General features: G+C 63.0%; 12 protein-coding genes. 3 read left to right on the forward strand and 9 right to left on the reverse strand.

Annotation, left to right across the window (positions count from 1 at the left end; all coding sequences use genetic code 11):
* Nucleotides 1–25 precede the first annotated feature (25 nt).
* Both hpt and J2857_RS27965 read left to right on the forward strand, forming a co-directional pair.
* The gene (gene hpt / locus J2857_RS27960; protein WP_007770732.1) at nt 26–568 is read left to right on the forward strand and encodes a hypoxanthine phosphoribosyltransferase; all 543 of its coding nucleotides are present in this window, start codon (nt 26–28) and stop codon (nt 566–568) included.
* A 131-nt stretch (nt 569–699) separates the two neighbouring features.
* Entirely contained in the window at nt 700–1,077 is a 378-nt protein-coding gene (locus tag J2857_RS27965) for a response regulator (RefSeq protein ID WP_210013329.1), read from the forward strand.
* Between the two features lie 4 nt (nt 1,078–1,081).
* Here the strand turns inward: J2857_RS27965 and J2857_RS27970 are convergent, their stop codons facing one another.
* The 4 genes from J2857_RS27970 to argH form a co-directional block, all read right to left on the reverse strand.
* Nucleotides 1,082–3,802, reverse strand: a complete 2,721-nt coding sequence (locus J2857_RS27970; RefSeq protein WP_210013330.1) for a TIGR02302 family protein — start codon at nt 3,800–3,802, stop codon at nt 1,082–1,084.
* A 135-nt stretch (nt 3,803–3,937) separates the two neighbouring features.
* Nucleotides 3,938–5,206, reverse strand: coding sequence for a diaminopimelate decarboxylase (gene lysA / locus J2857_RS27975; protein ID WP_210013331.1), 1,269 nt, complete (start codon nt 5,204–5,206; stop codon nt 3,938–3,940).
* Between the two features lie 15 nt (nt 5,207–5,221).
* On the reverse strand, nt 5,222–5,428 hold the full coding sequence (gene lptM, locus J2857_RS27980) for an LPS translocon maturation chaperone LptM (RefSeq protein WP_210013332.1): 207 nt from the start codon (nt 5,426–5,428) through the stop codon (nt 5,222–5,224).
* A gap of 104 nt (nt 5,429–5,532) precedes the next feature.
* The gene (gene argH / locus J2857_RS27985; RefSeq protein ID WP_210013333.1) at nt 5,533–6,936 is read right to left on the reverse strand and encodes an argininosuccinate lyase; all 1,404 of its coding nucleotides are present in this window, start codon (nt 6,934–6,936) and stop codon (nt 5,533–5,535) included.
* Between the two features lie 22 nt (nt 6,937–6,958).
* On the opposite strand from argH, the gene tlpA reads away from it, so the two are divergent.
* On the forward strand, nt 6,959–7,627 hold the full coding sequence (gene tlpA / locus J2857_RS27990) for a thiol:disulfide interchange protein TlpA (protein WP_210013334.1): 669 nt from the start codon (nt 6,959–6,961) through the stop codon (nt 7,625–7,627).
* Between the two features lie 331 nt (nt 7,628–7,958).
* On the opposite strand, the gene J2857_RS27995 is transcribed toward tlpA, so the two are convergent.
* The 5 genes from J2857_RS27995 to J2857_RS28015 form a co-directional block, all read right to left on the reverse strand.
* The gene (locus J2857_RS27995) at nt 7,959–8,840 is read right to left on the reverse strand and encodes a 3-hydroxybutyryl-CoA dehydrogenase (protein ID WP_210013335.1); all 882 of its coding nucleotides are present in this window, start codon (nt 8,838–8,840) and stop codon (nt 7,959–7,961) included.
* A 146-nt stretch (nt 8,841–8,986) separates the two neighbouring features.
* Entirely contained in the window at nt 8,987–9,916 is a 930-nt protein-coding gene (locus tag J2857_RS28000; protein WP_210013336.1) for an electron transfer flavoprotein subunit alpha/FixB family protein, read from the reverse strand.
* Between the two features lie 19 nt (nt 9,917–9,935).
* On the reverse strand, nt 9,936–10,682 hold the full coding sequence (locus J2857_RS28005) for an electron transfer flavoprotein subunit beta/FixA family protein (RefSeq protein WP_210013337.1): 747 nt from the start codon (nt 10,680–10,682) through the stop codon (nt 9,936–9,938).
* A gap of 139 nt (nt 10,683–10,821) precedes the next feature.
* Nucleotides 10,822–11,568 (reverse strand): rhomboid family intramembrane serine protease, encoded by a 747-nt coding sequence (locus tag J2857_RS28010; protein ID WP_210013338.1) that lies wholly within the window; start codon nt 11,566–11,568, stop codon nt 10,822–10,824.
* A gap of 23 nt (nt 11,569–11,591) precedes the next feature.
* Nucleotides 11,592–12,164, reverse strand: coding sequence for a cob(I)yrinic acid a,c-diamide adenosyltransferase (locus J2857_RS28015; protein ID WP_210013339.1), 573 nt, complete (start codon nt 12,162–12,164; stop codon nt 11,592–11,594).
* Nucleotides 12,165–12,176 lie beyond the last annotated feature (12 nt).

Consider the following 12,176-nt stretch of genomic DNA (forward strand, 5'->3'; position numbering starts at 1 on the left):
TTTTACGGACACGCAGGAGAACCTCATGCCCGTCGTACGCGGCAAAATCATCGAGCCGCTTTATACCGCCGAACAGATCGCCGAGCGCAACCACGCGATCGCGGCACAGATCGCCACGGGGCCGACCAAGGATCTGCTCGTCATCGCTATTCTCAAGGGCTCGTTCATCTTCGCCGCCGATCTCTTGCGGGCGCTGCATGACGTGGGGCTTGCCCCGGAAGTCGAGTTCGTCACGTTGTCAAGCTACGGCGCCGGAACCGTTTCGCAAGGGGTGCGGATCGTCAAGGATATCGACAGCGACGTGAAGGATCGCGACGTGCTGTTGATCGACGACATTCTCGAATCCGGCCGGACGCTGAAATTCGCCAAGGAAATGCTCTACGAGCGCGGCGCCCGCAATGTCTCGATCGCCGTGCTGCTCGACAAGCGCGTCAAGCGCCAGGAGGATCTCGAGGCGGATTATGTCGGTTTCGAATGTCCGGATTACTTCGTCGTCGGTTACGGCATGGACGTGGCCTATGCTTTCCGCGAGCTGCCTTTCGTCGGTGTCGTGACCGGAGACGCCTGACCCAGTTGCCTGCACCGGGCGAGACGGGGCGTTAACCATGTCGGCCCGCAACGGGTCGGCGTTTACTCCTCGACAAGAAAACTCTGTTGATTTGCTTCCTACATAAACAAAACACGGGAGCGATCACCGCCATGGCAAAAATCCTGATTACCGAGGACGAGGATTCGCTCCGCATGTTCGTTGCGCGGGCGCTTCGTCTCGATGGTCATGAGACCCATGAAGCGGGCGACGGCGCGGAAGGCCTCGAAAAGCTGAGCGAAGGTCCGTTCGATCTGCTGTTGTCCGATATCCGCATGCCGGTCATGGATGGCATCGAACTGGTGCACCAGGCTTCCGCCAGGTTTCCCGACCTCAAGATCCTGCTGATGACCGGCTATGCCGAGCAGCGGGAGCGCGCCGACGATCTCGTAGCCAAGGTGATTGACGTGGTGCAGAAGCCGTTTGCGCTGCCCGATATCCGTCGGGCCGTCGCCTCGGCGCTGGCGGCTGGAAACTGCCAGGCCGCCTGATCGCTCAACGAATATCCAGAAGCCGTTCCAGATATTGCCGCTCCGCCTCGCCGGAGAGCGCGTTGCCGAGCTTTTCGCGGATTGCTTCGAGGATTTCGCGGGCACGCTGGACGTCGATCTCGTCAGGCACCTTTACCTGATCGCCGAAATCCGGGCCTGACGTGGCGCGCGGGCGCCCGAGCGGATCGCGCCCGTTCTGTCCACCCTGCGAGGTCATGTTTTCGCCCGGGCCGCCGCGCTCCTGGCCCTGACCCTGGCCTTGCTGCTGCATGGCCTGCATCATCTGCTGCATCATGTTCTGGGCGCCCTGGCGCAAGGCGCTCAGCGCATTGCCCTGTCCCTGGACCGCCTGCTCGCCCTGGCCTTCGCCGAGGGCCTTGCCGGCATTGCCCATTTCGCTCTGAGCCTTGCCGAAACCTTCGCCGGGCTGCATGCCGAGGCCCTTCAGCGCCTGCTGCAGCTCTTCCAGTTTCTTGCCGAGGCCTTCCTGCTGGGCACGGAGGTTCTTCAAGGCTTCGCGAAGCTGCTCGGCGGTCATCTGGTCGGTGTTCTGCTGCCCTTGCTGGCCCTGTTGGCCCTGCTGACCTTGCTGTTGCTGGCCCTGCTGCTGTTGCCCTTGCTGGCTTTGATCGCCGGGCCGCCCGCTGGGATCGCCGCGCTGCATGCGGTCGCGCAGTGCCTGGTCCAGCTTGAAGGTCTGGTCCATCAGACGCTGCTGTTCCTGCATGATCTCGCCAAGCTTGTCGATCTGCTGGCGCATCTGGCTGTTCTGCTGCTGCTGGCCCTGTTGCCCGCGCTGCGGCCTGCCGGCCTGCAGGTTGTTCATCATCCGCTGCAATTCGTTGAGCATCTGCTGGGCGGCATCGCGGTTGCCGGACCGGGCGAGGTTTTCGATCTGGTCCATCATGTTCTGCAGATCGCGCTGACGGATGACGTTCTGAGACTGCATGTTGTTGGGTGCCTGCGGGGCGTTCTGCATCCGTTGCGCCAGTTCGTTCATGAACTGCTGCATGGCTTCGCGCAGTTCCTGCATCAGCTTGGCAATTTCCTGGTCGGAGGCCTTGTTCTGCAGCGCCTCGGCGAGATTGCGCTGGGCGTCGCGCAGGCGGCGCTCGGCCTGCGACAGGTCGCCGTCCTCGATGCCCAGCGCGATCTCCCAGAGATATTCGGCGGTATCCTTCAGCTGTTCCTCGTTGCGGGCGAGCTTCATGCGCTCGAGCGCCGAGCGGATCAGCAGGAAATGGCTGAGGTTCGGAATGGTTTCGTCGGGGCGGATCGCCAACGCCTCGTTGAGTTCTATGGCGCGGGGCATCTGGCGCGTGTCGAGCGCGAAGACCTGGCGCTCTTCCGCAACGGCTGCGGCGAGGGGCTCGGAGAAGCCGCGTGAGGGCAGCACCATTTCATGGGCCGGGCTGCGGCCGGTCTGGCCGGCGCCGTCCTTGGCGATCAGGGTGATCCTGACCCGCTTGCCGGAGAGCGGATGCTCGATGAGGCTGCGGCTCGTCAGGCCCTTGACCTCCCGGCTGTTCTGGCGCGGCAGGTCGAGCCGGTAGTCCGGCGGCGGATAAAGCGGGGTAGCGCCGGGAGCCTGCTGATCGACCGGTTCGATCAGGGCATGCGCTTCGCGGATGCCGTAATCGTCCTTGCCGGTGAAGCCGATTTCGAGGGCGCCGTTGACGGAAGGCTTCGGCTGGCCCTCGAAGGCGATTTCCGGCGGCCGGTCGGGGATCACGTCGAAAGCCCAGGTCTGGCCGTTGACGGTGAGGCTGCCGCTCTCGGCGACGTTCAGCGCATAGGTGCGGGGCGGCCGCGGCTGGTTGGGCTGCTGCAGGGTGCCAGGCTGGGCCGGTGCCTGAGCCGTCTGCTGTCCCGGGGCAGTCTGCCGGGGCTGCTGCGCGGCGGCCTCAGCCGCCTTCTTGGCTTCCTCGGTGATCAATGTCGATGGCTGCCCGCCGGCTTTCGGCGCGAAAACCACGGCCTCGCCGCCTTCGCCACCGGTGACGCGCACGGTCAGCGCTGAATTCTGCGGGATCGATACGGCGGCAACGGTGGTGGTGACCTCGCGGCCGGTCAGGAATACCGGGGCGCGACCGGTATAGGACGGCGGCGTCAGCCAGGCGTCGATGCGCAAGTCCGGGTTGATGCTCGGCGCCGGCGGCGCGGGCCGGAAGGCGTCGGCAGGCGAGCCGCCGCCGTTTGAGAATGAATAACCGAGCGCGACGACGAAGACCAGGGCCGGGATGGCGCGCAGAGCGAACCGGTCGTGCCGGGCGATATCGGGCTGCGGCAGGCCTGCATCGAGCGCTGCGATACGCTCGGCCATGCGGATCTGGTGTTCCTTCCAGAGCGCGCGTGAGAAGGGGGTTTCGAAAGCCGGATGGTCATCCTGGACGCCGACCGGCTGGTGGGGCAGGTTGTTGCGGACTTCGAGAAGCCGGTCGGCTTCAGCCACTGCCGGCCAGCGCAGGCGACTGAACGGCAGCAGAGCATACACGAAGGCAAAGGCGAAGCCGCCGACCAGGATCCAGCGCACCCAGTCCGGTGCGATCCGGAAAATCCCGAACCAGGCGACCGAAAGGAAGAGCGCCGCGATCCCGAGGGGTGCGAGCAGCAGCGGCAAAATCCATTCGAAAAACAAAACGATCCGCGCGAAGGAGCGCTTCAGCGCAACGCGGCGCGCAAGCTCAGGATGCGATTCGAAGGCACCTTTGCGGATGAGGCTCATGCGGTCCGTCTCCAGTCGTGGCGGCGCAAATCAAGCCTTCAAGATAACGATGTTTGTGGCGAAGACGAGGGCAGGGGGCAATTAGCCCCCATATTTTCCGGGCTTTCCCGCAAAAGTGAACGTCGCGTCAGATGTTCATCCAAGCCATGCGGGCACGGAATCCAGGCCGATGAGGTCTTCGTAGCTGCCGCGCGGGCGCACCACGTGGAACTCCGATCCCTTCACCAGAACCTCCGGCACCAGCAGGCGGGTGTTGTAGGTGCCCGCCTGCACGGCGCCATAGGCGCCTGCCGAAGAGACGGCGATCAGGTCGCCGGGCTTCGGTTCCGCCATCTCGCGGTCGAGCGCCAGATAGTCGCCGGTTTCGCAGACGGGGCCGACCACATCCCCCTTAATGCGCGGAGCATCGGCCGGCGGAACCACGACCGGTCGGATCATATGATAGGCGTCGTAGAGCGTCGGGCGGATCAGGTCGTTCATCGCTGCATCGACGATCACGAAGGCCTTCTCGCCGCCGTCCTTCACGTAGATGACCTCGGTTACCAGGATGCCGGCATTGCCGACGATCAGCCGGCCGGGCTCGGTGACGATCTTGCAGTTCAGCGACCGCAGCTGGCGCTTCACCGTTTCCGCATAGGCATCGGGTAGCGGGGGCGGGTTGTTGTCCTCGCGGTAGGGGATGCCGAGGCCGCCGCCGATATCGACGTGGTCGATGCGGTGGCCGTCGGTGCGGAGCGTATCGACCAGTTCGCGCAAGAGCCGGAAGGCGTGCTCGAACGGCTGCAACTCGGTGATCTGGCTGCCGATATGCATGTCGATGCCGGTGACATCGATGCCGCCAAGCGTCGCGGCATGGGCATACACGTCTCGGGCGCGCTCATAGGCGATGCCGAACTTGTTTTCCTTCTTGCCGGTCGAGATCTTGGCATGCGTGCCGGCATCGACGTCCGGATTGATGCGGAAGGAGACATGCGCCTTTTTGCCGGCCTTCAGGGCGCGCAGGTTCAGGACTTCCAGCTCCGGTTCGGACTCGACGTTGAAACAGTAGATGCCGGCCGATAGAGCCAGATCCATTTCCTGCACCGTCTTGCCGACGCCCGAGAACATGATGCGGCTTGCCGGAATGCCGGCCGCCAGCGCGCGACGCAGCTCTCCGCCCGAGACGACATCGACGCCGGCTCCGAGCCGGCCGAGCGTCTTCAGCACCGCCTGGTTGGAATTCGCCTTCATCGCGTAGCAGACCATCGCGTCCACATCGGAGAACGCCTTGGCGAAAACCTTGTAGTGACGTTCCAGGGTGGCCGTCGAATAGACGTAGAAAGGGGTCCCGACCGCCTTGGCGATTTCGGGGATCGGCACGTTCTCGGCGTGCAGCACGCCGTCGATGTAATGAAAATGATTCACGGTAAAACTCGGAAATTACAGGAGCGGGTCGAGCAGGAAAGGCCGGTCGGCAACCGGCTCGGCTTTCTGCTCGCCTGGCTTGCCGCTCTTGCGGATGTTCTGCTGCTCCACCGGCGTGCTCGGGCGGTCGAGGCTACCCTTGCGGCCGCAGCCGACGACAACAACGCCGGCGAGGCTCAGCACAAGAGTGATGCGGGCGATTTTTACCAGGGACTTCGACATTCTATTCCTTCTCCGGCACGGCTGCGGAACTTTCATAGCGAAGTTCCGCGCCCTTGTGCAGTCACTATCCGGCATCACTTCTCAAGCGTTCGCCGCGGCCGACATCAATTCCGGGCGCGCCACCAGGCGATCTGCTTCCTCACTTCCGCCGGCGCGGTGCCGCCGAAGCTGGTGCGGCTGGCGACCGAGGCGTCGACGGACAGGACGTCGAACACCTTGTCGGTGATCGCAGGATTGATCGACTGCAGTTCTTCCAGCGACAGTTCGGAAAGGTCGCAGCCCTTCTCTTCGGCGAGCGCCACGGCGCGGCCGGTGACGTGATGGGCCTCGCGGAAGGGAAGGCCGACTTCGCGCACCAGCCAGTCGGCGAGGTCCGTCGCGGTCGAATACCCGGCTCCGGCGGCGGCGCGCATCTTGTCGGCACGGATCGTCATGTCGCGCATCATGCCGGTCATGGCGGCGATGGCCAGTTCCAAGTTCTCGGCGCAGTCGAAGACCTGTTCCTTGTCTTCCTGCATGTCCTTGGAATAGGCGAGCGGCAGGCCTTTCATCACGGTCAGTAGCGCCACCAGCGAGCCGTTGATGCGGCCGGTCTTGGCGCGCACCAGTTCGGCGGCATCCGGATTCTTCTTCTGCGGCATGATCGACGAGCCGGTCGAAAACGCATCCGACAGGCGCACGAAGCCGAACTGCGGCGTCGACCAGATGACGATCTCTTCGGCGAGACGCGACAGGTGCACGGCGCAGATCGCCGCCACCGACAGGAATTCCAGTGCGAAATCGCGGTCGGAGACGGTGTCGATCGAATTGCGGGTCGGCTCGCGGAAGCCGAGCGCCTTCGCCGTCATATGGCGGTCGATCGGGTAGGGCGTGCCGGCAAGCGCCGCGGCGCCGATCGGGCTTTCGTCGAGATGGTCGATCGCATGGCGGACACGGGCGCGGTCACGGCCGAACATTTCCACATAGGCCATGCAGTGATGGCCGAAGGTGACCGGCTGGGCGGTCTGGAGATGGGTGAAGCCGGGCATGACGGTGTCGGCATGTTCCTCGGCACGGTCAAGGAAGGCGGCGATCAGGTCGGTCAGCATCGCTTCCGTCTTGACCAGTTCTTCCTTCACCCAGAGGCGGAAATCGAGCGCCACCTGGTCGTTGCGCGAGCGGGCGGTGTGCAGGCGTCCGGCGGCGGGGCCGATCAGCACGGCCAGCCGCGCCTCGATGTTCATGTGAATGTCTTCGAGCTTGCGCGAAAATTCGAACTTTCCGGTTTCGATCTCTGACATGATCGTGTTCAGGCCGGACACGATCTTGTCTTTATCTTCGCCCGAAATAATGCCCTTTTCCGAAAGCATCGTCGCATGCGCTATTGAGCCGCGGATATCCTGGGCGAACAGCTTCTTGTCGAAACCGATCGAGGCATTTATCTCCTCCATGATCGCATCCGGCCCTGAAGCGAAGCGTCCGCCCCACATCTGGTTGGAGGATACTGCGTCCTTCGTGCCGTCAGCCATGATGCTAGTCCTGGAGTAATTGATGACGACCAAAAGACCTTTCGGCCTTCCTACCGCCAGATTGATCGTGATTGCCGCCGTCGCGGGGATACTCGCCGGCGCCGTGGCGGTATACGTGAGGAATGTGGGGTCTGGCAATGGTGAGAGCGGGCTTCTCGCCCAACCCTCCGGCGCCTGCGAGGGTGCAGTCGAGACGGTGAAGTCGGTCTCGCGGTTCTCCAGGGGCCAGGTCGCCGCCATGGTCGCCGCCCAGCCGCCGCGTCCGCTCGATCTCAGCTTCAAGGGACCGGACGGCCGGGACCTCAAGACCGCCGATTTCGCCGGCAAGACGGTGCTGCTCAACCTCTGGGCCACCTGGTGTGGCCCGTGCCGGGAAGAAATGCCGGCGCTGAATGCGTTGCAGAAGGGGATGGGCGGGCAGGATTTCGAGGTCGTGGCGGTCAATATCGATATCGGCAGCGACGAGAAGCCCAAGGCCTTCCTTGCTGAATACGGCGTCGATACGCTCGGTTATTACCGTGACAGTTCGATGGGCGTCTTCAATTCTCTGAAGAAGGAAGGCCTTGCCTTCGGCCTGCCGGTGACCTTGGTCATGGACAGACAAGGCTGCCTGATTTCCGCGATGAACGGCCCGGCGGCCTGGGACAGCGCGGATGCGAAGGCGCTGATCACGGCGGCCAAGGGGCGTTAATCCGCAATTTCCAATTGAAATAATGTAAATCGCTACTTTATGCTGCTTTTGGTTGTGATGGCCAAAGCAGACGCGCCCCTGTCAGGCGCATCGGAGGAGATAGGCTCCTCCGACCCGGCGAAGGCCTCGCCATCCGACTGGAGAGTGAACTTTGTGGCTCATGCCATTTAGCATCACGTTTATCTTACGGAAAACCCGCACGAGCTGGCAGGCAAGCGTGCGGGTCACATTCCAAAAATAAACCAGAGAGGCGGGCGAAAGCTCGCCTCTCACTCCGTCAATATAGTCCGAAATACCTTTTCTGACAAGGCAAGGCTAAGGTAGCGGTCGTCTACCGCGTCGGCACCGGCACTTCGCCGCGATAATCATAGAACCCGCGGCCGGCCTTGCGGCCGAGCCAGCCGGCTTCGACATATTTCACCAGAAGCGGGCAGGGGCGGTATTTGCTGTCCGCCAAGCCGTCGTGCAGGACCTGCATGATCGACAGGCAGGTGTCGAGGCCGATGAAGTCGGCGAGCTGCAGGGGCCCCATCGGATGGTTGGCGCCGAGCTTCATGGCGGTGTCGATCGCCTCGACCGAGCCGACGCCTTCATAAAGCGTGTAGATCGCCTCGTTGATCATCGGCAACAGGATGCGGTTGACGATGAAGGCCGGGAAATCCTCGGCGACCGTCGCGGTCTTTTCGAGCGCGGTCACATAGTCCTTGGCGGCCCGGAAGGTCGGCTCGTCGGTGGCGATGCCGCGCACCAGTTCGACGAGCTTCATGACCGGAACCGGGTTCATGAAATGTATACCCATGAAGCGCTCCGGACGGTCGGTGGCGGAAGCGAGACGGGTAATGGAAAGCGACGAGGTGTTGGTGGCGAGCAGGGCTTCGGGCTTCAGGACCGGACAGACCTGCGAATAGATCTTGCGCTTGACGCTCTCGTCTTCGGTCGCGGCCTCGATCACCATGTCCATCGGCGCGAGGTCGTTGAGGTCGGAAGAGCCGGAGATCAGTGCAAGGGCTGCCTTGCGCTCGTCATCGCCGAGTTTGCCGTGGGAGACCTGGCGGGCGAGATTGCCATTGATGGTTGCGAGCGCTGCCTCGATCCGGTCCTTGGACACGTCGTACATCTGCACCTTGTAACCGGCGAGAGCCGAAACATGTGCAATGCCGCAGCCCATCTGGCCTGCTCCGATGACGCCGATGCTTTTGATGACCAGACCCATGGTTTCGCTCCCTGGGCGTTTACGCTCTCTCCAGCGTACGCCGATTTCATGAAAATGCCGGACTGCATGTATGCAGTCCGGCAGATTGTTATTCCGCTACCTGTCGTTTTGCCAGCATTTTTCGCGCTTGCGAAATGCGCAAGGCCTTACAACGCCTTTTCGAGCTTCGGCAGGATTTCGAAGAGATCGCCGACGATGCCGTAATCGGCGACCTGGAAGATCGGTGCTTCCTCGTCCTTGTTGATGGCGACGATAACCTTCGAGTCCTTCATGCCGGCGAGGTGCTGGATGGCGCCCGAGATGCCGACCGCAATGTAGAGCGCCGGCGCGACCACCTTGCCGGTCTGGCCGACCTGCCAGTCGTTCGGCGCGTAACCGGCGTCCACCGCAGCGCGCGATGCGCCGACGGCGGCACCGAGCTTGTCGGCGACCGGCAGGATGACTTCCTGGAATTTTTCAGACGAGCCAAGCGCCCGGCCGCCGGAGATGATGATCTTGGCTGACGTCAGTTCCGGACGTTCCGACGAGGAGAGAGCATCCGACACGAAGCTCGACACGCCCGGGTTCGCCGCAGCCGAGATCGTCTCGACCGGGGCGGACCCGCCGTCACCGGCTGCCTGGAAGGAGGCGGTGCGCACGGTGATGACCTTCTTGGCGTCGGTCGACTGAACTGTCTGGATGGCGTTGCCGGCATAGATCGGCCGCTTGAACGTATCCGCCGAGATGACCTCGATGATTTCCGAGACCTGCATGACGTCGAGCAGGGCTGCGACGCGCGGCATGACATTCTTCGCCGATGCGGTCGCGGCGGCGATGATCGTGTCGTAGGAACCGGCCAGCGAGACGATCAGAGCCGCAAGCGGCTCGGCGAGGTTGTTGGCATAGTCGGCACTGTCGGCAAGCAGCACCTTGGAGACGCCGGCAAGCTTTGCGGCGGCATCGGCGGCAGCCTTGGCACCGGAGCCCGCGACCAGCACATGCACGTCGCCGCCGATTTTGGAGGCGGCGGTCAGCGCCTTGGCGGTCTGGTCGTTGAGGCTCGCATTGTCGTGTTCTGCCAGAAGAAGAATGGCCATGATGATGTTCTCCCTTTCCTTACAGAACGCCGGCGGTCTTCAGGGCGCCGACCAATTCCTCGACCGTCTTCACCTTGATGCCGGCCTTGCGGCCGCCCGGTTCTTCCGTCTTCAGCACCTTCAGGCGCGACGCGGTATCGACGCCGAAATCGGCAGGCGTCTTTTTGTCGAGCGGCTTTTTCTTCGCCTTCATGATGTTCGGCAGCGAGGCGTAACGCGGCTCATTCAGCCGAAGGTCGGTGGTCACGACGGCCGGAAGCTTGACTTCGATCGTCTGCAGGCCGCCGTCGACTTCGCGGGTCACCTTGGCGGAGCCGTCTGCGAGTTCGATCTTCGAGGCGAAGGTCGCCTGGGCGGAGCCGAGGAGCGCTGCCAGCATCTGGCCGGTCTGGTTCGAATCGTCATCGATCGCCTGCTTGCCGACGATGATCAGGCCCGGCTGTTCGGCATCGACGATGCCCTTCAGGATCTTGGCGACGGCCAGCGGCTCGACCACGTCGTCGGTCTCGACCAGGATCGCCCGGTCGGCGCCCATGGCGAGCGCGGTGCGCAGCGTCTCTTCGGCCTTGGCCGGGCCGATCGACACGACGACCACTTCTTCCGCCTTGCCCGCTTCCTTCAGCCGCAAAGCCTCCTCGACGGAGATTTCGTCGAAGGGGTTCATCGACATCTTCACATTGGCAAGTTCGACACCCGTGCCGTCCGGCTTCACCCGGATCTTCACGTTGTAATCGACCACTCGCTTGACTGGCACCAGGATCTTCATGGGGTCCTTCCTTGACTATCTCCAGCCGCAAATTGCGACATTTGCTGCTTCCTCATTTGTCAGTGGGCGACATGGATACGCATTTTTCGCGCGATTACAACGCGGATTTGCCGCCGGGCATTGCCGTTTTCTCATAGTTCTATTCGGTAGCCGCAGCGGCTTGGCGAACGTCCGGCTTGAGCTCGACTGCCTTCGGGGTCACGATGTTGCGGTCGAACAGCGGCACGCCCTTGCGGCGCATGAACAGCACAAGGATGGCGCCCGCGACGATGCCGCCCACATGCGCGCCCCAGGAGACCATGCCGTCGAGATCGAGCACCAGCATGGCGAACTGCTGGACGATCCAGAGCGCCAGCGGAATGAAGGCCGGCAGCGGCAGCGGAATTCGGAAGAGCACCAGCACCCAGACCCGCACGCGAGGGTGCAGCAGGAAATAGGCCGCAACGACGCCCGAGATTGCCCCGGATGCGCCGATCAGCGGACCTTCCGAACTCGATGCAACGACGCCATGGAGAGCGGCGCCCGCCGCCGCGCAGAGGAGATAGAAGACGAGGAACTTCACATGCCCCAGCGCATCCTCGACATTGTCGCCAAACACCCAGAGGAACAGCATGTTCGAGGCGAGGTGCCAGAAATCCATGTGCAGAAAGGCATAGGTGACGAAGGTCAGGTCGTCCGGCACGATCACCAGCGACGGGTCGAGGGTCGCATAGTTGAAGATCACCGCTGGAATGAAGCCGAGCCCGAGCGAAGCGCGTTCGGCCACTTCAGGTGCGGAGAAATTTGTAAACAGCCATATCAGCACGTTGATGGCGATGATGCTGATCGTCACATATTGGACGCGGATGTATTTGAGTTCGACAGCGTCGTGCAGCGGAATGAACATGCTGTGGCTCCTCCGCCGCGCGGTTACCGGTTCTTGCCCGGGACCCAGAGTATATCAGCTTTGCCGCCGTCATTGGCGAAACGCGCCGCCACGAACAGGAAGTCGGAAAGCCGGTTGATATATTTCAGTGCGGCAGCACCGACGGTCTCGCTTCGCGACAGCTCGACCATCAGCCGCTCGGCGCGGCGCGATACAGTACGGGCGAGGTGGAGATAGGCGGCGGCGGCCGAGCCGCCCGGCAGCACGAAGGACGTCAGCGGGTCGAGATGGGCGTTGAGCGCATCGATCTCCGTTTCCAGCCTCGTCGCCTGGGCTTCGACGATGCGAAGCGGCTCGTAGTCCAGCTTTTCGCCGGTATCGGGTGTGGCCAGGTCGGCGCCGAGATCGAAAAGGTCGTTCTGGATGCGGAACAGCATGGCGTCGAGTTCGGCCATGCCGGCGGTATGCAGGCGGACGAGCCCGAGCGTCGAATTGGTCTCGTCGACGGTGCCATAGGCTTCGACGCGCAGGTCATGCTTGTCGCGGCGTGGGCCTGAGACCAGCGCCGTGGTGCCGTCATCGCCGGTGCGTGTGTAGATCTTGTTGAGCTTTACCATCCGGCGTCATCA

Origin of the sequence: Neorhizobium galegae (genome assembly GCF_017877055.1) — a bacterium.
Taxonomy (GTDB): Bacteria; Pseudomonadota; Alphaproteobacteria; order Rhizobiales; family Rhizobiaceae; genus Neorhizobium; species Neorhizobium galegae_D.

Excerpts from the sequence above, each read along its gene's own strand:
- J2857_RS27970 (WP_210013330.1), bottom strand. The coding sequence starts at position 3,802 with ATGAGCCTCATCCGCAAAGGTGCCTTCGAATCGCATCCTGAGCTTGCG.
- J2857_RS27995 (WP_210013335.1), bottom strand. The coding sequence starts at position 8,840 with ATGGGTCTGGTCATCAAAAGCATCGGCGTCATCGGAGCAGGCCAGATG.
- J2857_RS28000 (WP_210013336.1), bottom strand. The coding sequence starts at position 9,916 with ATGGCCATTCTTCTTCTGGCAGAACACGACAATGCGAGCCTCAACGAC.
- hpt (WP_007770732.1), top strand. The coding sequence starts at position 26 with ATGCCCGTCGTACGCGGCAAAATCATCGAGCCGCTTTATACCGCCGAA.
- lptM (WP_210013332.1), bottom strand. The coding sequence starts at position 5,428 with ATGTCGAAGTCCCTGGTAAAAATCGCCCGCATCACTCTTGTGCTGAGC.
- J2857_RS28010 (WP_210013338.1), bottom strand. The coding sequence starts at position 11,568 with ATGTTCATTCCGCTGCACGACGCTGTCGAACTCAAATACATCCGCGTC.
- J2857_RS28005 (WP_210013337.1), bottom strand. The coding sequence starts at position 10,682 with ATGAAGATCCTGGTGCCAGTCAAGCGAGTGGTCGATTACAACGTGAAG.
- tlpA (WP_210013334.1), top strand. The coding sequence starts at position 6,959 with ATGACGACCAAAAGACCTTTCGGCCTTCCTACCGCCAGATTGATCGTG.
- J2857_RS28015 (WP_210013339.1), bottom strand. The coding sequence starts at position 12,164 with ATGGTAAAGCTCAACAAGATCTACACACGCACCGGCGATGACGGCACC.
- J2857_RS27965 (WP_210013329.1), top strand. The coding sequence starts at position 700 with ATGGCAAAAATCCTGATTACCGAGGACGAGGATTCGCTCCGCATGTTC.
- argH (WP_210013333.1), bottom strand. The coding sequence starts at position 6,936 with ATGGCTGACGGCACGAAGGACGCAGTATCCTCCAACCAGATGTGGGGC.